The sequence below is a fragment of the Pantoea sp. Tr-811 genome (assembly GCF_011752535.1).
Taxonomy (GTDB): domain Bacteria; phylum Pseudomonadota; class Gammaproteobacteria; order Pseudomonadales; family Pseudomonadaceae; genus Aquipseudomonas.
Window position 1 is genome coordinate 89,409 of sequence record NZ_VWXJ01000021.1, and the last position, 18,734, is coordinate 108,142.

An 18,734-nucleotide genomic window follows, 5' to 3' on the forward strand; every position below is an offset into this window, starting at 1 on the left:
CTGCCCCTTGCAAGATATTTCGGCAAGCGGCGTCGACATAGGGAGGACACCCTGTGTCTACAAGGCGATCTTCACAATAAAAATCCGGAGTAGTTCAGATGTCGTCTCGTGAGACTGGGAATGTAAAGTGGTTCAACGATGCCAAGGGCTATGGCTTCATTCAGCGCGAAGGTGGTGCGGATGTGTTCGTCCACTATCGGGCGATCCGCGGTGAGGGGCATCGTACCCTGGTCGAAGGGCAGCGGGTGGAATACGCCTGCGTGCAGGGCCAGAAAGGCCTGCAAGCCGAGGACGTAGTAGGCCTCTGAGCCACGGGCTTGTAGGAGCGGGCTTGCCCCGCGAACACCGGCGCTGCCGGTGCCCGCCACCGTGCTGGCGGCTTCGCGGGGCAACCCCGCTCCTACAGAGAAGGCCAGGCCTTCAGGTACGCCAGGTGATTTCCTCTTCACCGTCGGCGCTGATGCGCACCCAGCGGTCGGCATCTTCCTCTCCGTCTTCCTCCACCCAGCCACCCGGCGCGCAACGCACTTCCACGTTCAGTGCGGCGAACGCAGCGCGGGCGCAGGCGACATCATCGGCCCACGGCGTCTGGTCGCTTTCCAGGTAGAGGCTGTTCCATTTCCCTACAGCCTTGGGTAACCAAGTGACTGGAATGTTACCGGCCTGGCACTTGAAGGTCTGGCCTTTTTGTTTCCATTCGCTGCACGGGCCGATGGCCTGGGCCAACCACGCGGCAATCTGCTGGTGGTCGACGTCGGTGTCCTTCAGGTAAATCTCGATATCAGGTTGGCGCATAAGGGCTCCGGGTGTGCTCAGTCTTGGCGCACGAAATAGTCATAACGCATGGAAACGGTGACCTCGAACGGCTCGGGCTGGTCGATCACCCGGGCGCGTTTCTCGGCACTGGCGCGCCAGCCGTGCGGGGTCATCGCCAGCAGGTCGGCACGGGCCTTGGGTTCGGCCAGGCTCAAGCGGAACTCGAGGACTTCGCCATGGGCATGGGCCATGCCTTCGGGGATCAGGGCCAGGTGCTTGTCGTCGGCGTAGGGGCGCACTTGATCGTAGAGCACTTCGCGCAGCTCCATCAGGTGCCCGCTGGTGGGGCCGACACGCATCAGGCCGCCACCGGGGCTGAGCAGGCGCTTGGCCTCGGCCCAGTCCAGCGGGCTGAACACACTGGTAATGAACTGGCAGCTGGCGTCGGCCAGGGGCACACGCGCCATGCTGGCGACCATCCAGGTCACCTCGGGCGCGCGGCGGCAGGCACGCTTGACCGCTTCGCGGGAAATGTCCAGGGCGTAGCCGTCAGCCCCAGGCAAGGCCTGGGCCAGCTGCGCGGTGTAGTAGCCTTCGCCGCAACCGATGTCGAGCCAGGCGCCAGGCTGGCGCTGGGCAGCAAGCTCGGCCAGGCGGCGGGCCACCGGGGCGTAGTGGCCTGCGTCGAGGAACGCCCGGCGGGCTTCGACCATGGCCTGGTTGTCACCTGGGTCGCGGCTGTTCTTGTGCTGCACCGGCAGCAGGTTCAGGTAGCCCTGGCGGGCCCGGTCGAAGCGGTGGCCAGCCGGGCACACCACGCCGTTGTCGAGCGGGCTCAAGGGCGCCTGGCAAAGAGGGCAGGCGAGCATCAGGCGAGCAACCGGACCAGGGTCTGGTAGTAGATTTCGGTCAGCAGGTCGAGGTCGCTGGCGAGAATCCGCTCATCGACCTGGTGGATGGTGGCGTTGACCGGGCCAAGCTCGACCACCTGGGTGCCCATGGTGGCGATGAAGCGGCCATCGGACGTGCCGCCGCTGGTGGATGGCTGGGTTTCGCGGCCGGTAACACCCTTGATGCTGGCGGCCACGGCATCGAGCAGTTCGCCAGGCTCGGTGAGGAACGGTAGGCCGGAGAGCGCCCAGTCGATCGTCCAATCCAGCTCATGCTTGTCGAGAATCGCCGAAACCCGCGCCTGCAGCCCTTCAACGGTGGACTCGGTGGAGAAGCGGAAGTTGAACAGCGCGGTGAGTTCGCCCGGCACCACGTTGGTGGCACCGGTACCGGAGTTCAGGTTGGAAATCTGGAAGCTGGTGGGCGGGAAGAAGGCATTGCCCTCGTCCCAGTGCTCGGCCGCCAGCTCTGCCAGGGCCGCTGCGGCCAGGTGGATCGGGTTGCGGGCCAGGTGCGGGTAGGCCACGTGGCCCTGCTTGCCGCGCACGGTCAGCTTGGCACCGAGCGAGCCGCGGCGGCCGTTCTTCACCACATCGCCCAGCAGGGTAGTGCTCGACGGCTCACCGACGATGCACCAGTCCAGGCGTTCGTTACGCGCCTTCAGGCGCTCGACCACGGCCTTGGTGCCGTGGTGGGCCGGGCCTTCCTCGTCGCTGGTGATCAGGAAAGCGACCTTGCCACGGTGGTTCGGGTAGTCCTGCACGAAGCGTTCGCTGGCCACCACCATGGAGGCCAGGCTGCCCTTCATGTCGGCGGCGCCACGGCCGCACAGCATGCCGTCGGCATCGATCAGCGCCTCGAATGGCTCGTGCTGCCATTGCTGCACCGGGCCGGTGGGTACCACGTCGGTGTGGCCGGCGAAGCACAGCACCGGGCCTTCCTGGTGGCCGTGGGTGGCCCAGAAGTTGTCGACATCCTCGATACGCATCGGCTCCAGCTGGAAGCCCACGGCGCCCAGGCGGTTCATCATCTGTGCCTGGCAGTCGGCATCGACGGGGGTGACCGAGGGGCGGCGGATCAGGTCGCAGGCCAGTTGAAGGGTAGGCGTGAGCTCGGCTGGGGCCGTCATGTAAAACTCCGGAAACAGGGCAAGGCGGGCAAGGAGCGGTAGTTTAAAGCAAAAACCCTGGTGTGAAGCGTGCACTCGCGTGATTGACCCGGAAGGCTTGCCTGCAGGGGAGGTTGTTCATGCTGAAGCTGGCTTGCCAGGGCGGTTAGGTTGCGTCGGCCCTCAGTGGGCAAACCAACTCACAACCATAGGTAGTAAAACGTTATGCGTATCAAGCAGTGGATAGCCCTGGGTATGGCACTGGGGTGCAGTTCGGCGGTATTTGCGTCTAGCACGGATGTCATCGTGACCGGTGTCATCAAGCCGGCAGCGTGCACACCATCGTTGGGCGGGGGAGGGAGATTCGACTTTGGAAATATTTCGGTCAATCAATTGCAGCAAGGCAGGGAAACTTCCTTCACATCGCCGGTACAGCAACTGGCAGTGAACTGTGATGCGCCGGTCCGGTTTGCCTTGCGGGGGGTTGATGGCCGGGCAGGTACCGCGATCGGGGATGCGGGCAGTCCTTTGGCTTTTGGCCTGGGTACCAACGATCGTAACCAGCGCATTGGTGCCTATTTCTTGCAAGCGCCGGCCAACAGTTTTGTAGCTGACGGCAACAGTTCGGTTCGTCGCCTGCGGACTGTTGATGGGGGGGCATCCTGGGGTGTAGACGGCAATGTCCTCATCACCACGCTGTACAACGGCACTGAGGGGCACTTCCATGGCTTTGCTGTAGGCGCCCAAGTACCTACTGCCATCAAGCAGCTGACTGCTGACTTGTTTGTAAACATGCGAATTGCCGCCCTCAATGACCTGACAGTCACCGACGACACCCTCATCGATGGCGCCTCGACCATCGAGGTGTCCTACCTCTAAAGCACGCTGAGGCCGCGCTTGCCGCCAGGTTGGCCAGCGCCCGACGCGTTCCTGTCACCTGTTCGCTGCCCTTTGGGGCAGCGAACCTGCCTTGCAGGGTGTCGTGCATGAGCATGTTGAAGCGAATGTTTTGGAGTGCAGGTTGCCTGCTGCTATTGGCCCAGGGCGCCCAGGCCGCTGGCATGGTCCCGGAAACGTCAGTGTTGATCGTCAACGAAGCCGACGGGGAAGCATCGATCTCGGTGCGAAATGATGACCCGACCCCTGCGCTGTTACTCGTGACCCTGCAGAACTTGCCGGAAGACGAAGCGCCGCTGCTGTTTCTCACCCAGCCCGCCTGGCGGGTCGAGGCCGGCCAGGAACAGCGGGTGAGGTTTATGCTGCGTGCAACTGAACCGCTGCAGACCCAGCGCTTGAAACGCGTGATTTTCGAAGGCGTGCCCCAGCAGGCGGTGCCTGCCGCCGGGGTCGCCAGGGTAGGGGTGAGCGTGAGGCAGAACCTGCCGGTCATCATCCACCCCAAGGGCTTGGCGCCCAACCGGTCACCTTGGGAGGGTTTGCAGTGGCGTCAGGAGGCCAGCGGCATAAAGGTCGAGAACCCGACCCCCTACGTCGTGCGCCTGGCTCAGGAGGTCCGGCTGATGCCAGGGGATGAACCCGCTTACTTACCGCGCACCTACGTGTTGCCTGGGGAGTCGCTGGCGCTTCGGCAGGCGCCTTCAACCCGCGACCACCAGCGGGTGCGGCTGTTTCCAGCCACGGTGTACGGCTTTGCCGTCGATGAATTCGAAACCCCACTGCTGGGTGGGCGCAATTGAATGAGCAGGTGGGGCCGTGTCGGGCAGTGGCCAGGCAGTGCCTGATGGCGTTCCCCCTGGCCCTGCTGCTGCTTGAATGCCGCGCCAGCGAGGGCCCCAATTTTGACCTTGAACTGTTACGTCAGAGGGGGCTGAGTGAGGAGTTGGCCAGGTACTTTCAGGAAAAGCCCCGCTTCACGCCAGGTAATCACACGGTGAGTTTGCAGGTGAATGGCAACCGGGCAGGGCAGGCCCTGGCACGGTTCCTGGAAGACGGCAGCCTGTGCATCGATGCCGCGCTGCTGGAGGCTGCCGGTATAGAGGTGCCGCCACCCCCGTCACCGGGCGAGCCTGCCGACACCTGCATCGACTTGCTGGCCAGCCACCCACAATCGCAGATACAGGCCGACCCGCAGTCGGCCAGCCTGTCCATGGTGGTACCTGCACACGCCCTGCGCCCAGTTGCTGCGCATGATCTCTCAGCCTATGACACCGGCGGGTTCGCGGCCCTGTTCAACTACGACGTGACGATGCTCGACACCCGCTTCAACGATGGCAGCAACAGGGCCTGGACCGTGCTGACCGAACCTGGCTTCAACCTGGGTAACTGGATCGTGCGCAGCCGCCAGGTTGCCAGCCTTGGCCAGCAGGGCAACCGTTTCAACGCACTGGAAGCCTATGCCCAGCGAACGTTCGCCGACCAGGGGGCGGTATTGCAGGTTGGCCAGATTCATATGGCCAACCCTGTCTTGTCTGGCGTGCCTATCGATGGCTTTCAGCTGTTCTCCGAACAGGCATTGGGGCACTTGCAGCAAAGACGGGTGGTTCAAGGGATCGCCACGACCCAGGCAAGGGTCGAGATCTACCAGCGTAACCGCCTGATGTACGCGACCGTTGTGCCCCCTGGGCCGTTTTCCATCGACAGCCCGGTACCGCTCGATGCGTTTGCCGAACTGGAACTGGTGATCCATGAAGCCACGGGTGAGGAGCGGCGCCTGGTCCTGCCCGCTACCCCCAGTGCTGATGGCCTGAACGGAGGGTATCAGTTGGGCGTCGGCCAACTGCGAAACAGTGATAGCGCTTCACCTTGGGTGCTCAGTGCCGGGTGGAGTGGGGGTGTGCTCGAGGGCGTGGCGCTGGGCGGCGGTATGCTGGCCACCGAGCGCTACCTGGCAACCGGCTTTGCCCTCGGTGCCCAGCCATGGGCGCAGGCCCAGGTGCAGTGGGCGCTGGGTTATGCGCAACCGTTGCGCCGTGAGGGCGGCACACACAGCCAGGTGACCCTCAGCCAGCAGTTTGCCGACGGCTGGGGGGCAAGCTTCACGTATGGGCTGCAGAGCCAACATTATCAAGACCTTCAACAGGCGCTGGCGCCGCCACGGCGTTCGGCGGGCCTGCGCGACCACGCCAGCATCGGCCTGTCTTGGCAGGGGACGGCGCTCGGAAACGTCAGCGTTGGCGCTAGCCAAGCGCGCAATCACGGTGGCAACGCCAGCAGCCAGGCCAACCTGCGCTGGGGGGCGACCCTTGGGCAGGTGTCGTTGAATGCCGGTATGGAATGGCGCCTGAAGGGGGCAAGTGATCGGGGGCGGCTGATGTACCTGAGCGCCAGCATGCCCCTGGGCGCCAAGCGTCGGCTCAATGCATCGACCCGAGGTTCGAGTGGCAGCTACCGTTCCTCTGTTACCTTGCGCGAGCAGGTAAGCGACACCTTTTCCTATCGACTGGGTGGCGGCCATCAAAGCCATGATCCGGTGCTGCGGCCAAGCCTGGGTGTTTCCTGGCTGGCGCCCTTGAGCCAGGTACAGCTGGACTACGCGCAAACCGGCGCCGACGCACAGAACCTTGCGTTGAACCTGCGCGGAGGCCTGGCCGGGCATGCCGATGGCATTACCTTGTCGCCGTACCCGATACAGGACACCTTTGCGCTGATCGAGGTGGGTGACCTACCGGGCGTGAAGGTCGAGACGCCCAGCGGCCCAGTGTGGACCGATGGCAAAGGGCGGGCGCTTGCCGCGCAGGTGCGGCCCTACGCCGATAACCGGGTTCAGGTAGAACCTCGCAGCCTGCCGCGTAACGTCGAACTGGAGAACAGCCTGGGCATCGTACGCGCCGGCCGGGGCGCGATTTCCCGGTTGAGCTTCGCGGTCGAGCGAACTCGGCGCGTGCTCTTGCAAACGACCCTGGGCGAGGGGCCTTTGCTTGCTGAAAGTGCGATGGTGGTCGACGCCAACGGCAGTTTCGTGACGATGGTGCAAGCCGGTGGCCTGATCTTCCTGCACGACTATCAGCACAGCGAGCGCTACCAGGTCGTTTCGCCAGGTGGGGCTGGCTGTGCGCTTGAATTCACCCTCGGCGACCCAACAGACCCGGAGCACTACTATGAATCGACCACGGCGCGCTGCCATGCCTTGTAAATACGCCAGGCCAATGCAGGCGGCTACTTGCCGCCCAGGTCGGTACGCCATGCTGCTCGGCGGGCTGGGTTTGCTGATGATTGCCCAAACAGCCCTCGCCGCCGCCCCTAACTGCCAAGTTTCGCTTGGGCAGCCGCTGATCGAGTTTGGCCAGGTCAACCAGACCCAGCTGGAAAACCTGGGCAATCGGTACCGGTTGGGGGAGCGGCGGCTGCAATTGGCGGTGCAGTGCCCTAAGAGCACGGAAATGGTCTTACGCTACCTGGCCGATGGGGCAGATGGCGAACACTTCGGTTTCGGCGAGCGGGGAACGTATTCACTGCAGCTTTCCGATGCCAGGCTCGATGGGCAGCCGGTGGCCCTGGGGGCCGCAAGCTCGCGTGACCATGGGCTGGCACAGGGTGACCCGCTTCGCTGGCTGCCTGGCATGCAGGTTATGCCGTTGCAGGCAAACAGCCCGCTTGGCGGTACACGGTTCACCGCCCAGCTTACCGTTCAGGGCTGGCTCGGCCAGGCATCCCAGGCGCCGAGTGACGCACAGCTGCAGGCCAGCGGCCTGCTGGAAGTTGGCGGTGGGGCGGCTGAGCTGGCGTTACACGCCCGTGTCGTTCCCGCTGCGTGCACACTGCACCTGGGCAATGGCGGGCGGGTGGACTTTGGGGTGATCGAGCCCGGCCGGTTGTCGCCCGACACAACCAGCACCTTGCACCGCGCCCTGTCTGCCTCCGTGGCCTGTGAAGGGCCTACCCGGTTCGCCCTGCGGGCGATGGATAACCGCCAGGCAGGCAGCTTGCGCCCCGCGCAGGTGGCGGCCAGCACCGCCCTGTTCGGCGCAGGCAGCCAGGCCAATGATGGCCTTGCCTGGTCATTGCAGTTCGACGGGGCGCTGCTGGGCGATGGGCGCGCGTTGCACCCGCTGTATGCCATGCCGGGTGAAGCGGGTTGGGTACCGAGCGCGGGCCCGGCTTTCTTTCACACCGACCATCGCCTGCTGGGGTTCGCAAGTGGCCAAGCCACAGGCGCTGGCCCCACATCGATCAGGCGGCTTGAAGCCATGCTGAAGGTCGAGCTGTACGTGGCGCCGTTGCGCCAGCTCGACCTGCGTGACGAGATTGCCGTCGATGGTGCGGCCACGCTGGAGCTCGTCTATCTATGAGCGCCGGCTCCAGGCGGCCACCCCTTGCGGTCAGGTGTGTACCGGTTGCGCCTCGGCGACCGGCTTGGGCAGCGACGACAGGAACGCCATCACCAGCGCCGCCACATACGGCAACGACTGCACCAGCAGCATGGCCACCCAGAAGCGCATGTCTGAACTGGGCAGGCCTTGCACCAGGAAAATCCCGGCCGCCGCGCCCCACAGCAGCAACATGATGAACAGCTCTTCGCGCGCCTCGGAAATCGCCACCAGCAAGCCATGGCTATCGGCATTCTTCGGCGTGCGGAAGAACGGCATGCTGCTGGTGAAGAACCCGTACAGCACCGCCTTGGCGATGGTGTGCGACAACGCCAGCCCCGCCAGCGCCGCGGCGAAGGCATCCTTGAGGTTCACCCCCACTGCGCGACGGTAGAGGAACACGATCTTGCCGACCTTGAAGAAGAACAGCGCCAGCGGCGGGATGGCGAAGATCATCAGCGGCGGATCGACCCGGTGCGGCACGATGATCATCGCCGCCGACCACAGCAGCGCACCGACGGTGAAGAAGATGTTCATGCCGTCGGCAATCCATGGCAGCCAGCCGGCCAGGAAGTGGTAGCGCTGGCCACGGGTCAGCTCGCTGCCCTTGCCGCGCAGCAGGGCGCCGGCATGGTGCTTGATGATCTGGATGGCGCCGTAGGCCCAGCGGAAGCGCTGCTTCTTGAAGTCGATGAAGGTGTCGGGCATCAGGCCCTTGCCGTAGCTGTTGTGGGCGTAGGCGGCCGACAGGCCTTGCTCGAACACCCGCAGGCCCAGCTCGGCATCCTCGCAGATGCACCATTCGGCCCAGCCCAGTTCCTGCAGCACGCTGCGCCGGGTCATGGTCATGGTGCCATGCTGGATGATCGCGTCACGGTCGTTGCGGGTGACCATGCCGATGTGGAAGAAACCCTTGTACTCGCTGTAGCAAAGCTTCTTGAAGGCGCTTTCGTGCTGGTCGCGGTAGTCCTGGGGCGACTGCACCACGGCGATCTTCGGGTCGGCGAAGTGCGGCACCATGTGCTTGAGCCAGTTGCGGTCCACGCAGTAGTCCGAGTCGATCACCGCGATCACTTCGGCGTCCTTGGCGGTATGCGGGAGCAGGTAGTTCAGTGCGCCGCCCTTGAAGCCGGCCAGTGGCGCGACATGGAAGAACTTGAAGCGCTCGCCGAGCTTTTCGCAGTGGGCCTTGAGCGGTTCCCACACGGCGGGGTCTTTGGTGTTGTTGTCGATCACCAGCACTTCGTAGTCTGGGTAATCGAGGGCGGCCAGGGCGTCGAGGGTCTGCTTGACCATCTCCGGGGGCTCGTTGTAGCAAGGCACGTGCACCGACACCTTGGGCCGGTAGGCACTGTCGGCGTGCACCGGCAAAAATTCGCGGCGGCGCTTGAGCGTCCACACCGCCTCGGCCAGCTCGTGGGCCTCGGTCATCAGCACAATGAACACGCCCAGCGCACCGAGTGCCAGCAGCACGCCAACGGTGAGGCTGAACCAGGTACTGTACTGCTGGCTGTAGTCATAGGCGATCCACACCAGCACCGACCCGCACAGGAAGGTGATGAAGGTCAGGAAGGTACGCCCGCGCTGGCGCAGCGCCGAGCCGTCGATCAGCAGCACGGCCAGGGCGATCATTGCCAGTACCACCGAGGCCACCGCCAGGGCTCGCCACTGAGGAATTGCCACCACCGGCCCTTCGAAGTTGAACTTCTGCTGGCGCTCGGCGTTGTACACGCCCCAGTAGGCGCCCACCGAGCCTTCGTCGTTGGCCTTCCAGGGCTGGTCGTAGGCTTCGATGACGAAGTAGTTGTAGCCGCGGCGGTTGAGGGTGTTGACCAGGGTGCGCAGGTAGATGGCCTGGTCGGCCTGGGTGGCGTCGGCGCCGCCGCGCATGCGGCCGTTGCTCGGCCAGCCGACTTCCGACAGCAGCAGGGGCTTGTGCGAGAACTGGTGGCGCAACTCGCGGGCGCGGTCGAGCACGAACTGCACCGAGTCTTTCACCGGCACGAATTCCCAGTACGGCAGGATGTGCGCGGCAATCAGGTCGACATGCTTGGCCAGCTCCGGGTGTTCCTTCCAGATGTGCCACTGCTCGCTGGTGGTCACGGGCACCTTGACGGCGGCGCGCACGCGGTCGAGGTATTGGATCAGTTCCTCGGGCGTGACCTCTTCGCGGAACAGCGCTTCGTTGCCGACCACCACGCGCACCACGCTGCGCGAATGGTTGGCCAGTTCGATGCCCTTGGCGATCTCGCGTTCGTTGCGCTCAAGGTCCTTGCTGATCCAGATGCCCAGGGTTACCCGCAGGCCAAACTCCTCGGCCAGCCGGGGAATTTCGGCCTGGGTGCCTTCAACGGTGTAGATACGGATGTTGTCGGTCAGCTTGTTCAGCTGCTCAAGGTCCTGGCGCATCTCGTCCTCGCTGGGGTACTGGCCCTTTTGCGGGCTTTCGCCAAGGCGAAACGGCGAGTACGAGAAGCCGGAGATCTGTTCCGGCCAGGCAGGTGCGGAAACCGGGCGGTTGATCAACGCCCAGAAACCGGTGAACAGCGCGGCGATGGCCAGGACCACCACCAGGTTGAGGCCGAATTTGCGAGAAGACATTGTGGTCCGTTTCTGTACAAGTGAAAGGATATTAAAGCAGCAATGGTAGGGTGTTTCCTAACGATGGAGGTAGAGGCGGCCACTGGCCTATAATGCGCGCCGGTTTTTTGCGGTAGAGCGCCCAGGGGTATCCACATGAGCACAGAAGATCCACGCTTTGCCGGCGTTGCCCGGCTGTACGGCGACGAGGGCCTGCAGCGCCTGAACCAGGCCCATGTGGCGGTGGTCGGCATTGGCGGGGTGGGCTCGTGGGTGGCCGAGGCGCTGGCGCGCAGTGGCGTGGGCGAAATCACCCTGTTCGACCTCGACGATGTCTGTGTCAGCAACACCAACCGCCAGGCCCACGCCCTGGAAGGGCAGGTGGGGCGGCCCAAGGTCGAGGTGATGGCCGAACGCCTGCGGGCGATCAACCCGGCGATCACGGTGCATGCAGTGGCCGATTTCGTCACCCGCGACAGCATGGCCGAGTACATCACCGAACAGCTGGATGCGGTGGTCGACTGCATCGACAGCGTGATGGCCAAGGCCGCATTGATCGCCTGGTGCCGGCGGCGCAAGATCGCCATCGTCACCACCGGCGGTGCGGGCGGGCAGATCGACCCAACGCAGATCCAGGTCGGTGACCTCAACAAGACCTTCAACGACCCGCTCGCCTCGCGGGTGCGCTCCACCCTGCGCCGGGACTACAACTTCTCGCGCAACACCAGCCGCAACTATGGCGTGCCATGCGTGTTTTCCAGCGAGCAGCTGCGTTACCCCAAGGGCGACGGCAGTGTGTGCCTGCAGAAGAGCTTCGTCGGTGAAGGCGTGCGCCTGGACTGCGCCGGCGGCTTTGGTGCGGTGATGATGGTGACCGCGACGTTCGGCATGGTGGCGGCGAGCAAGGCCATCGAGAAGTTGGTGGCGGGGGCGCGGCGGCCCTCGGAGCGGGTCAAGCCCGAATAACCGTGCCGCGAGTAACCCACTCCCACAACGGCGTATACGGTCTCTGTAGGAGCGGGCTTGCCCCGCGAAGCAGGCGCCGCCGACTTAAGCGGTAGCCACCAACTCCGCCATCCGCTGCAACACCGCATGCAACCCATTGCTGCGCGAAGGCGAAAGCTGGCGCTCCAGCCCCAGCTGGCTGAACCATTCACGCAAGTCCAGGCCGGCCAGTTCCACACTGCCCAACCCCTGCACCCGCACCAACAGCAGCGCCAGCAACCCCCGCAACAACCGCGCATCGCTGCTCGCCTTGAACCGCCACAGGCCGTCTACCCGTTCGGCCACCAGCCACACCAGGCTTTCGCAGCCATGCACGCGGTTGGCCTCGACCTTCTCGGCCTCGTCCAAGGGCTCCAGGCGATCGCCAATTTGCATCAGCAGCCGCGCCCGCTGCTCCCAACCCCGCGCTTGCTCGAACTGGGCCAAGGCCTCCTGGGCCGGAATCGGCAGGGTCATCGCAACAACTCCAGGCCCTGATCGAGCGCGTCGAAGAAACGTTGCAGGTCGTCACTGTCGTTGTACAGCCCAAGGGACACCCGAATCGCCCCGTCCAGGCCCAGCCCCTTGAGCAGCGGCATGGCGCAATGGTGCCCGGCGCGCACGGCGATGCCCTGCTCGGTCAGCAGGTGGGCGATGTCGGCATTGTGCACGCCGTCGATCACGAAGCTGGCCAAGGCCGCCTGCGGCGAGCCAATCACCCGCACACCCTCGCGGTCGGCCAGGCCGCGCAGCAGGTGTTGGTGCAGGCTGGCTTCGTGGGCCTGCACGGCCTGGGCGTCGAGGCTGGCCAAGTAGTCGAGCGTGGCCCCCAGGCCGATCACCCCGGCAATCGGCGGGGTTCCGGCCTCGAAGCCCAGCGGCGCAGGGCGAAAGCTGGCGCTTTGATAGTCGGCCAGTTGCACCATCTCGCCGCCGAATTGCCAGTGGCGCAGCGCGTCCAGCGCCTGGCGCCGACCATACAGCACGCCGACACCCTCCGGGCCGTACAGCTTGTGGCTGGAGAACACATAGAAGTCGCAGCCCAGTTGCTGCACGTCATGGCGGCCATGCACCACGCCCTGGGCGCCATCGACCACGGTCAGCGCGCCTTGGGCGCGGGCGTGGGACAGCAGCGCTGGCAGCGGCTGCCAGGTGCCCAGCACGTTGCTCAGTTGGCTGATGGCGAGCACGCGGGTGCGTGGGCCGATCAGTTGCAGGGCCTGGTCGAGGTCGATGTGGCCATGATCGTTCAGCGGCAGTACCACCAGGCGCAGGTTGCGCCGCTGCGCCAGTTGCTGCCAGGGCAGCAGGTTGGCGTGGTGTTCCACGGCGCTGATGGCGATCTCATCGCCCGCCTCGAAGCGGTGTTCCAGGCCATAGGCCAGCAAGTTCAGCGCCGAGGTGGCGCCATGGGTGAACACGATCTGCTGCGAGGTCCCGGCATTGAGCCAGGCAGCCACCTTGTCCCGGCTGGCTTCGAAGGCCTGGGTCGCCAGCGCGCCAGGCAAATGCTGGGCACGGTGCACGTTGGCCGCACCATGGCCGTAATAGTGGCTCAAGGCGTCGAGCAGGGCCTGGGGTTTCTGGGTGGTAGCGGCGCTGTCCAGGTAAGTCTGGTGCTGGCGTTGCAGTGCGGCGATGGCGGGGAAATCGGCGCGCCAGGGGGAGGGCTGGAACATGTTCGCGGGGCCTGGAATGAAAATCGGGTCTGGCGCATGCACGCCAGACCCGATCTTAACACTTCAAACCGCCATGGGTTCTCAGTTGTGGGCGTGCAGCGCCTCGTTCAGCTCGATGGCCGACTTGTGGGTCTTGCACTCCACCGCGCCGTTGAGCGAATTGCGGCGGAACAGCAGGTCGGTCTGGCCAGCCAGGTCGCGGGCCTTGACCACTTTGACCAGCTCGTTGTTCTCGTCCAGCAGGTTCACCTTGGTGCCGGCGGTGATGTACAGGCCAGCTTCAACGGTGTTGCGGTCGCCCAGCGGAATGCCGATACCGGCGTTGGCGCCGATCAGGCAGCCTTCGCCGACCTTGATGACGATGTTGCCGCCGCCCGACAGGGTGCCCATGGTCGAGCAGCCGCCGCCCAGGTCCGAGCCCTTGCCGACGAATACGCCAGCGGACACGCGGCCTTCGATCATGCCAGGGCCTTCGGTGCCGGCGTTAAAGTTGACGAAGCCTTCGTGCATGATGGTGGTGCCTTCGCCGATGTAGGCGCCCAGGCGCACACGGGCGGTGTCGGCGATGCGCACGCCGGCCGGGACCACGTAGTCGGTCATTTTCGGGAACTTGTCCACCGAGAACACTTCCAGCAGCTCGCCCTTCAGGCGCGCTTCCAGTTGCAGCTCGGCCAGTTCGCCCAGGTCGACGGCGCCCTGGTTGGTCCAGGCCACGTTCGGCAGCAGTGGGAAGATACCGGCCAGGCTCACGCCGTGTGGCTTGACCAGGCGGTGCGACAGCAGGTGCAGCTTGAGGTAGGCCTCCGGGGTGGAGCTCAGCGCTGCATCTTCGGCCAGCAGGGTGGCGACCAGCGGCTTGTGGCTTTCGGCCAGGCGGGTCAGCAGGGCGGCCTGGGCGGCATCGACGCCTTTCACGGCTTCAGCCAGCTGGGCGGCCTGGGCATTGCTGAAGGCGATGGCCTGGTTGCCACCTTCGTAGCCGAGAATTGGCGCTACCGCGGCAACCAGCTCGGCGCTCGGGTTGAGCAGGGGTTGTGCGTAGAACACTTCCAGCCAGGTGCCCTGGCGGTTCTGGGAGCCGACACCGAAGGCCAGGCTGAACAGGGTATTGGACATGTGATTACCTCGTGCGAAATAGGGTAGGGGCTCAGGCCAGCGCGGCGGCGTACTGGTCGGGCTTGAAGCCGACCAGGGTGCGACCACCAAGGTCGAGCACCGGGCGCTTGATCATCGACGGCTGGGCGTGCATCAGTTCGACGGCCTTGGCCTGGTCGAGGTCGGCCTTGCTGGCGTCGTCGAGCTTGCGGAAGGTGGTGCCGGCACGGTTGAGGATGACTTCCCAGCCGTGTTCGTCGCACCAGCGGTTCAGGCTGTCACGGTCGATGCCTTGGGTCTTGTAATCATGGAATTGGTAGGCGATGGCTTTTTCGTCGAGCCAGGTACGCGCCTTTTTCATGGTGTCGCAGGCTTTGATGCCGTAGAGCGTGTAGGTCATTGTGTGCATTGAGGCCAAAGGCTGCCCCAATCTCTCCATTTCCGAATGTCAGTCGCGGGATTATGCGGGAACGATCCTCGCGGCGCCACGCCCGTGGCGCTCCTGTTGATCGATCGGGGATACGGCTCAGGCGACCAGACGCTGAACCGATCCGAGGATCTCATCGCCATGTTGCTGCTCGGCGGTGCGCAGGTCGAAAGCGCTTTGCAGGTTGAGCCAGAACTCGGGCGTGGTGTCGAGGCAGACGGCCAGGCGCAGCGCCATATCGGCGGAGACGCCGCCCCGCTCGCGCAGGATATTGTTGACGGTGGGGGTAGCGACGCCCAAGGCCCTGGCCAGCGCGGCGGCGCTGAAGCCCATTTCTTTCTGGAAGTCCTCTCGCAGGATTTCACCGGGATGGATTGGACGCATACCGTTCTTGAGCATGATGCACCTCAATGGTAATCGACAATTTCAACGTTGGCCGGACCGTTATCGGTCCAGGTAAAGCACAGGCGCCATTGGTCATTGACACGAATGCTGTGCTGGCCAGTACGGTTGCCGCTCAGGGCCTCCAGGCGATTACCGGGTGGCGAGCGCAGGTCACGTAGTTCTGATGCAGCATCGAGCATGGCCAGTTTGCGTTCTGCGACTGATTTGATATCAGCCCATCGCCGTGTCTTCCCAGTGGTGAAGAGTGCTTGCGTATCAGTACAGATGAAGCTTCGAATCATGCGCCTGAATGCTTAACGTTATTCGTTAAGCTTGATTATACGGCCCTGTGTCGACTTTACAAGTGAACCCAGGCACCCGAGATATTCACGATGCCTGGGTATTATCATGTTACATATTTACCGGGCACCTGCGACTATCGTGCAGCGGTATCGATTCATCGATGACCGCTAACATATTGTTTCAATGGCGATCTCTCGCCCCCCGTTCGTCGTTTCAGGTTCAAGAAAGGAAGCCTTCACGGATGCAGTCCGCCTACACCGTCCTCATCCTGCTGACGCTGGTAAGCGTGTCAAAACTGGTCGGGCGCATGATCCCGCTGCCGTTGCCCCTGGTGCAGATCGCCGCCGGCGCGCTGTTGGCCTGGCCGACATTGGGCCTGCATGTGGCCCTGGACCCTGAACTGTTCCTGTTCCTGTTCCTGCCGCCATTGCTGTTCGCCGACGGCTGGCGAATCCCCAAGCGTGAGCTCTGGCGCATCCGCGGGCCGGTGGTGGCCTTGGCCGTGGGGCTGGTGCTGTTCACCGTGGTCGGTGCCGGTTACTTCATTCATTGGTTGCTGCCGAGCATTCCACTGCCGGTGGCCTTCGCCCTGGCCGCCGTGCTGTCGCCCACCGACGCGGTGGCGGTATCGGCAATCACCCAGGACCGCCTGCCGACCCCGCTGATGCACATGCTGCAGGGCGAGGCCCTGATGAACGACGCCTCGGGCCTGGTGACCTTCAAGTTCGCCCTGGCGGCTGCCATTACCGGCGCGTTCTCGCTGGCCGATGCCAGTTTCAGTTTTGTGCTGGTCGCCCTTGGTGGCCTGGCGGTGGGGGTGGCCCTGAGCTGGCTGATCGGCCGTTTGCGCGCCTGGATGATCGCCCGCGGCTGGGATGACCCGGCCACCCACGTGGTGTTCATGTTGCTGCTGCCCTTCGCCGCCTACGTGCTCGCCGAACGCCTGGGCGTGTCGGGCATCCTCTCGGCAGTGGCTGCCGGCATGATGCAGAGCTGGCTCGACCTGCTGCCACGCCAGACCAGCACCCGCTTGCTCAACCGCAGTGTCTGGTCGCTGCTGGAGTTTGCCTTCAACGGCTTGATCTTCCTGCTGCTGGGCCTGCAGTTGCCCGACATCATCAAGGCCGTTGTCAGCCACGAAACCACCGTATGGCCTACCTTGGCCTGGCGCTGCCTGGATGTGCTGGCGATCTTCGCCGCGCTGATCCTGCTGCGCTTCGTCTGGGTGCAGAGCATCTGGCGGGCCATTGGCGTGGTGCGCCGCTGGCGAGGCAAGCCGGCCCTGGTGCTGATGCCAACCATGCGTTCTTGCTGGCTGCTGACCTTGGGTGGGGTGCGCGGGGCGGTGACCCTGGCGGGCGTGATGTCGGTGCCGTTGCTGATGGGGGCGGGCCAGGCGTTTCCCGAGCGCGACTTGCTGATATTCATTGCCGCCGGGGTGATCCTGCTGTCGCTGATCGGTGCCTGCATCGCCTTGCCGCTGTTGCTGCGTGGCATCACCAAGAGCCCTGATGAACGGCTGCATCAGGAAGTGCAGGAGGCCTGGCGGCGGACGGCGGAGGCGGCGATCCACGCCCTGGAAGCAGAGGAAGTGATCGATGCCAATGCACCCCAGGATGCGGCACAGGCCACCTTGGCGACCGAGTTGAAGGCGCGGTTGATGGCCGAGTACCGGGATGAGCTGGACAGCTACAACGACACTGCCGAGGCACGTGCGCTGGCCGAGCAGATGGATTTGCTGGAGCGCCGTTTGCGCTTGCGGGCGCTGCGGGCGCAGCGGCTGGAGCTGTACAGCTTGCATCGCCAGCACCTGGTGGGCGATGAGGTGGTGCGCCAGGTACTGGGCGAGCTGGATATGAGTGAGGCCAACCTGGGGCAGGTCAGGTAGGCCGGCGCAACGGATTTTGCGCCGGCCTGGTAGGAGCGAGCAGAGCTCGCGATGGGCTGCAAAGCAGCCCCGACATCCTGTGCTGCGAAGCTGAAAACCTAGGGCCGCTGCGCGCCCCATCGCGAGCTGCGCTCGCTCCTACCAGGGCCCAGCGCCAACGGGTGTGGGGCAGTTAACGATTCTGCAAGAACGCGCGAATCCGCTGCGCCGCCTCGATGCACTCGGCCAACGGCGCTACCAGCGCCATGCGCACCCGGCCAGCGCCGGGGTTCACACCGCCCACTTCACGCGACAGGTACGAGCCCGGCACCACGGTCACGTGCTGCGCCTCGAACAGGTCGCGGGTGAAGGCAGCGTCATCGCCCGGCACCTTGGCCCACAGGTAGAAGCTGCCATCCGGGCGCTGCACGTCCAACACCGGCTGCAGGATCTCCAGCACCGCATCGTACTTGGCGCGGTATTGGTCGCGGTTCTCGCGCACATGGGCCTCGTCCTGCCAGGCGGCGATGCTGGCCAATTGGGTTTGCACCGGCATGGCGCAGCCGTGGTAGGTGCGGTACAGCAGGAACGGCTTGATGATCGATGCATCACCGGCGACGAAGCCCGAACGCAGGCCCGGCAGGTTGGAGCGCTTGGACAGGCTGTGGAACACCACGCAACGGGCGAAATCGCTGCGGCCAAGCGCCGCACAGGCGCTCAGCAGGCCCGGTGGTGGCGCGTCCTCGTCGAAGTACAGCTCGCTGTAGCACTCGTCGGCGGCAATCACGAAATCGTGCTCGTCCGCCAGGGCGATCAACTTTTTCAGGGTGTCCATCGGCACCAGGGCGCCGGTGGGGTTGCCTGGCGAGCACAGGAAGAGGATCTGGCAGCGTTTCCACACCTCGGCCGGCACGGCATCGAAGTCTGGGTTGAAGCCATTGTTTTCCAGGCATGGCAGGTAATGCGGGGTAGCCCCGGCCAGCAGGGCCGCACCTTCGTAGATCTGGTAGAACGGGTTGGGGCTGACCACCAGGCCGTCGTCGGCGCGGTTGACCACGGCCTGGGTGAAGGCGAACAGCGCTTCGCGGGTGCCATTCACCGGCAGGATGTGACGCTCGGCGTCCAGCCAGCCGGCCGGCACGCCGAAGCGGCGTTCGCACCACTGGCCGATGGCCTGGCGCAGGGCTGGCAGGCCCAGGGTGCTGGGGTAGACCGCCAGCTTGTCGAGGTTGTCGGCCATGGCCTGGGCGACGAACGCCGGCGATTCGTGCTTCGGCTCACCGATCGACAGGGCGATGGCACGCTTGTCCGCCGCAGGCTGCACGCTGCCCAGCAGGGCACGAAGCTTTTCGAACGGGTAGGGCTGGAGCTGGGTCAAGGCATGGTTCATCGG

18 protein-coding genes are annotated in these 18,734 nt (G+C 64.7%); 7 read left to right on the forward strand and 11 right to left on the reverse strand.

Going from position 1 to position 18,734, the window contains the following annotated elements:
• Positions 1 to 98: 98 nt before the first annotated feature.
• The gene (locus tag F3J44_RS25125) at positions 99 to 308 is read left to right on the forward strand and encodes a cold-shock protein (RefSeq protein ID WP_003252255.1); all 210 of its coding nucleotides are present in this window, start codon (positions 99 to 101) and stop codon (positions 306 to 308) included.
• Positions 309 to 420: 112 nt separating this feature from the next.
• Here F3J44_RS25125 and F3J44_RS25130 read toward each other — a convergent pair whose 3' ends face one another.
• From F3J44_RS25130 to dapE, 3 genes are read right to left on the reverse strand one after another with little or no spacing between them, the layout of a single operon-like run.
• A complete protein-coding gene (locus F3J44_RS25130; protein ID WP_167070275.1) occupies positions 421 to 795 on the reverse strand; it encodes a hypothetical protein in 375 nt (124 codons plus the stop codon).
• A 17-nt stretch (positions 796 to 812) separates the two neighbouring features.
• Positions 813 to 1,625 (reverse strand): putative RNA methyltransferase, encoded by an 813-nt coding sequence (locus F3J44_RS25135; RefSeq protein ID WP_167277026.1) that lies wholly within the window; start codon positions 1,623 to 1,625, stop codon positions 813 to 815.
• Positions 1,625 to 2,776, reverse strand: a complete 1,152-nt coding sequence (gene dapE / locus F3J44_RS25140; protein WP_167277030.1) for a succinyl-diaminopimelate desuccinylase — start codon at positions 2,774 to 2,776, stop codon at positions 1,625 to 1,627. The genes F3J44_RS25135 and dapE overlap by 1 nt, the downstream gene beginning before the upstream one ends.
• Before the next feature lie 204 nt (positions 2,777 to 2,980).
• Between dapE and F3J44_RS25145 the strand changes: the two genes are divergently transcribed.
• The 4 genes from F3J44_RS25145 to F3J44_RS25160 all read left to right on the forward strand — a co-directional run bounded on the left by F3J44_RS25145 (position 2,981) and on the right by F3J44_RS25160 (position 8,004).
• Complete coding sequence (locus F3J44_RS25145) at positions 2,981 to 3,634, forward strand: DUF1120 domain-containing protein (RefSeq protein ID WP_167277033.1); 654 nt, start codon at positions 2,981 to 2,983, stop codon at positions 3,632 to 3,634.
• A 107-nt stretch (positions 3,635 to 3,741) separates the two neighbouring features.
• Positions 3,742 to 4,452 (forward strand): fimbria/pilus chaperone family protein, encoded by a 711-nt coding sequence (locus tag F3J44_RS25150; RefSeq protein WP_167070283.1) that lies wholly within the window; start codon positions 3,742 to 3,744, stop codon positions 4,450 to 4,452.
• Positions 4,453 to 4,496: 44 nt separating this feature from the next.
• Entirely contained in the window at positions 4,497 to 6,848 is a 2,352-nt protein-coding gene (locus tag F3J44_RS25155) for a fimbria/pilus outer membrane usher protein (RefSeq protein ID WP_167277036.1), read from the forward strand.
• Between the two features lie 76 nt (positions 6,849 to 6,924).
• Positions 6,925 to 8,004, forward strand: coding sequence for a DUF1120 domain-containing protein (locus tag F3J44_RS25160; protein WP_167277039.1), 1,080 nt, complete (start codon positions 6,925 to 6,927; stop codon positions 8,002 to 8,004).
• A 30-nt stretch (positions 8,005 to 8,034) separates the two neighbouring features.
• Here F3J44_RS25160 and F3J44_RS25165 read toward each other — a convergent pair whose 3' ends face one another.
• Positions 8,035 to 10,623, reverse strand: coding sequence for a glycosyltransferase (locus F3J44_RS25165; RefSeq protein ID WP_167070289.1), 2,589 nt, complete (start codon positions 10,621 to 10,623; stop codon positions 8,035 to 8,037).
• 135 nt (positions 10,624 to 10,758) lie between these two features.
• On the opposite strand from F3J44_RS25165, the gene tcdA reads away from it, so the two are divergent.
• Complete coding sequence (gene tcdA, locus F3J44_RS25170; protein ID WP_167070291.1) at positions 10,759 to 11,568, forward strand: tRNA cyclic N6-threonylcarbamoyladenosine(37) synthase TcdA; 810 nt, start codon at positions 10,759 to 10,761, stop codon at positions 11,566 to 11,568.
• A gap of 84 nt (positions 11,569 to 11,652) precedes the next feature.
• Here the strand turns inward: tcdA and F3J44_RS25175 are convergent, their stop codons facing one another.
• From F3J44_RS25175 to F3J44_RS25200, 6 genes are all read right to left on the reverse strand, one after another.
• A complete protein-coding gene (locus F3J44_RS25175) occupies positions 11,653 to 12,063 on the reverse strand; it encodes a SufE family protein (protein ID WP_167277042.1) in 411 nt (136 codons plus the stop codon).
• Positions 12,060 to 13,265, reverse strand: coding sequence for a cysteine desulfurase (locus F3J44_RS25180; RefSeq protein ID WP_167277045.1), 1,206 nt, complete (start codon positions 13,263 to 13,265; stop codon positions 12,060 to 12,062). Before F3J44_RS25180 ends, F3J44_RS25175 begins: the two co-directional genes overlap by 4 nt.
• Before the next feature lie 81 nt (positions 13,266 to 13,346).
• Positions 13,347 to 14,381, reverse strand: a complete 1,035-nt coding sequence (gene dapD, locus F3J44_RS25185) for a 2,3,4,5-tetrahydropyridine-2,6-dicarboxylate N-succinyltransferase (protein WP_167070297.1) — start codon at positions 14,379 to 14,381, stop codon at positions 13,347 to 13,349.
• Between the two features lie 31 nt (positions 14,382 to 14,412).
• Positions 14,413 to 14,760 carry an ArsC family reductase gene (locus F3J44_RS25190; RefSeq protein WP_205300177.1) on the reverse strand — a complete coding sequence of 116 codons (348 nt, stop codon included), beginning with the start codon at positions 14,758 to 14,760 and terminating at the stop codon, positions 14,413 to 14,415.
• A 126-nt stretch (positions 14,761 to 14,886) separates the two neighbouring features.
• Positions 14,887 to 15,186 (reverse strand): type II toxin-antitoxin system antitoxin GraA, encoded by a 300-nt coding sequence (graA, locus tag F3J44_RS25195; protein ID WP_167070301.1) that lies wholly within the window; start codon positions 15,184 to 15,186, stop codon positions 14,887 to 14,889.
• A gap of 8 nt (positions 15,187 to 15,194) precedes the next feature.
• Complete coding sequence (locus F3J44_RS25200) at positions 15,195 to 15,473, reverse strand: type II toxin-antitoxin system RelE/ParE family toxin (RefSeq protein ID WP_167070303.1); 279 nt, start codon at positions 15,471 to 15,473, stop codon at positions 15,195 to 15,197.
• A gap of 242 nt (positions 15,474 to 15,715) precedes the next feature.
• Between F3J44_RS25200 and F3J44_RS25205 the strand changes: the two genes are divergently transcribed.
• Positions 15,716 to 17,362: a Na+/H+ antiporter gene (locus F3J44_RS25205; protein ID WP_167070305.1), complete on the forward strand. Its 1,647-nt coding sequence runs from the start codon at positions 15,716 to 15,718 to the stop codon at positions 17,360 to 17,362.
• 172 nt (positions 17,363 to 17,534) lie between these two features.
• Here F3J44_RS25205 and dapC read toward each other — a convergent pair whose 3' ends face one another.
• A complete protein-coding gene (gene dapC, locus F3J44_RS25210) occupies positions 17,535 to 18,731 on the reverse strand; it encodes a succinyldiaminopimelate transaminase (protein ID WP_167070307.1) in 1,197 nt (398 codons plus the stop codon).
• Positions 18,732 to 18,734 lie beyond the last annotated feature (3 nt).

Bases quoted from the DNA above. Each gene is read 5' to 3' on its own strand.
- dapC (WP_167070307.1), bottom strand. From the start codon at position 18,731: ATGAACCATGCCTTGACCCAGCTCCAGCCCTACCCGTTCGAAAAGCTT.
- dapE (WP_167277030.1), bottom strand. From the start codon at position 2,776: ATGACGGCCCCAGCCGAGCTCACGCCTACCCTTCAACTGGCCTGCGAC.
- F3J44_RS25165 (WP_167070289.1), bottom strand. From the start codon at position 10,623: ATGTCTTCTCGCAAATTCGGCCTCAACCTGGTGGTGGTCCTGGCCATC.
- F3J44_RS25190 (WP_205300177.1), bottom strand. From the start codon at position 14,760: ATGACCTACACGCTCTACGGCATCAAAGCCTGCGACACCATGAAAAAG.
- F3J44_RS25130 (WP_167070275.1), bottom strand. From the start codon at position 795: ATGCGCCAACCTGATATCGAGATTTACCTGAAGGACACCGACGTCGAC.
- F3J44_RS25160 (WP_167277039.1), top strand. From the start codon at position 6,925: ATGATTGCCCAAACAGCCCTCGCCGCCGCCCCTAACTGCCAAGTTTCG.
- F3J44_RS25175 (WP_167277042.1), bottom strand. From the start codon at position 12,063: ATGACCCTGCCGATTCCGGCCCAGGAGGCCTTGGCCCAGTTCGAGCAA.
- F3J44_RS25125 (WP_003252255.1), top strand. From the start codon at position 99: ATGTCGTCTCGTGAGACTGGGAATGTAAAGTGGTTCAACGATGCCAAG.
- F3J44_RS25200 (WP_167070303.1), bottom strand. From the start codon at position 15,473: ATGATTCGAAGCTTCATCTGTACTGATACGCAAGCACTCTTCACCACT.
- dapD (WP_167070297.1), bottom strand. From the start codon at position 14,381: ATGTCCAATACCCTGTTCAGCCTGGCCTTCGGTGTCGGCTCCCAGAAC.
- tcdA (WP_167070291.1), top strand. From the start codon at position 10,759: ATGAGCACAGAAGATCCACGCTTTGCCGGCGTTGCCCGGCTGTACGGC.
- F3J44_RS25155 (WP_167277036.1), top strand. From the start codon at position 4,497: ATGGCGTTCCCCCTGGCCCTGCTGCTGCTTGAATGCCGCGCCAGCGAG.
- F3J44_RS25135 (WP_167277026.1), bottom strand. From the start codon at position 1,625: ATGCTCGCCTGCCCTCTTTGCCAGGCGCCCTTGAGCCCGCTCGACAAC.
- F3J44_RS25150 (WP_167070283.1), top strand. From the start codon at position 3,742: ATGAGCATGTTGAAGCGAATGTTTTGGAGTGCAGGTTGCCTGCTGCTA.
- F3J44_RS25205 (WP_167070305.1), top strand. From the start codon at position 15,716: ATGCAGTCCGCCTACACCGTCCTCATCCTGCTGACGCTGGTAAGCGTG.
- graA (WP_167070301.1), bottom strand. From the start codon at position 15,186: ATGCTCAAGAACGGTATGCGTCCAATCCATCCCGGTGAAATCCTGCGA.
- F3J44_RS25145 (WP_167277033.1), top strand. From the start codon at position 2,981: ATGCGTATCAAGCAGTGGATAGCCCTGGGTATGGCACTGGGGTGCAGT.
- F3J44_RS25180 (WP_167277045.1), bottom strand. From the start codon at position 13,265: ATGTTCCAGCCCTCCCCCTGGCGCGCCGATTTCCCCGCCATCGCCGCA.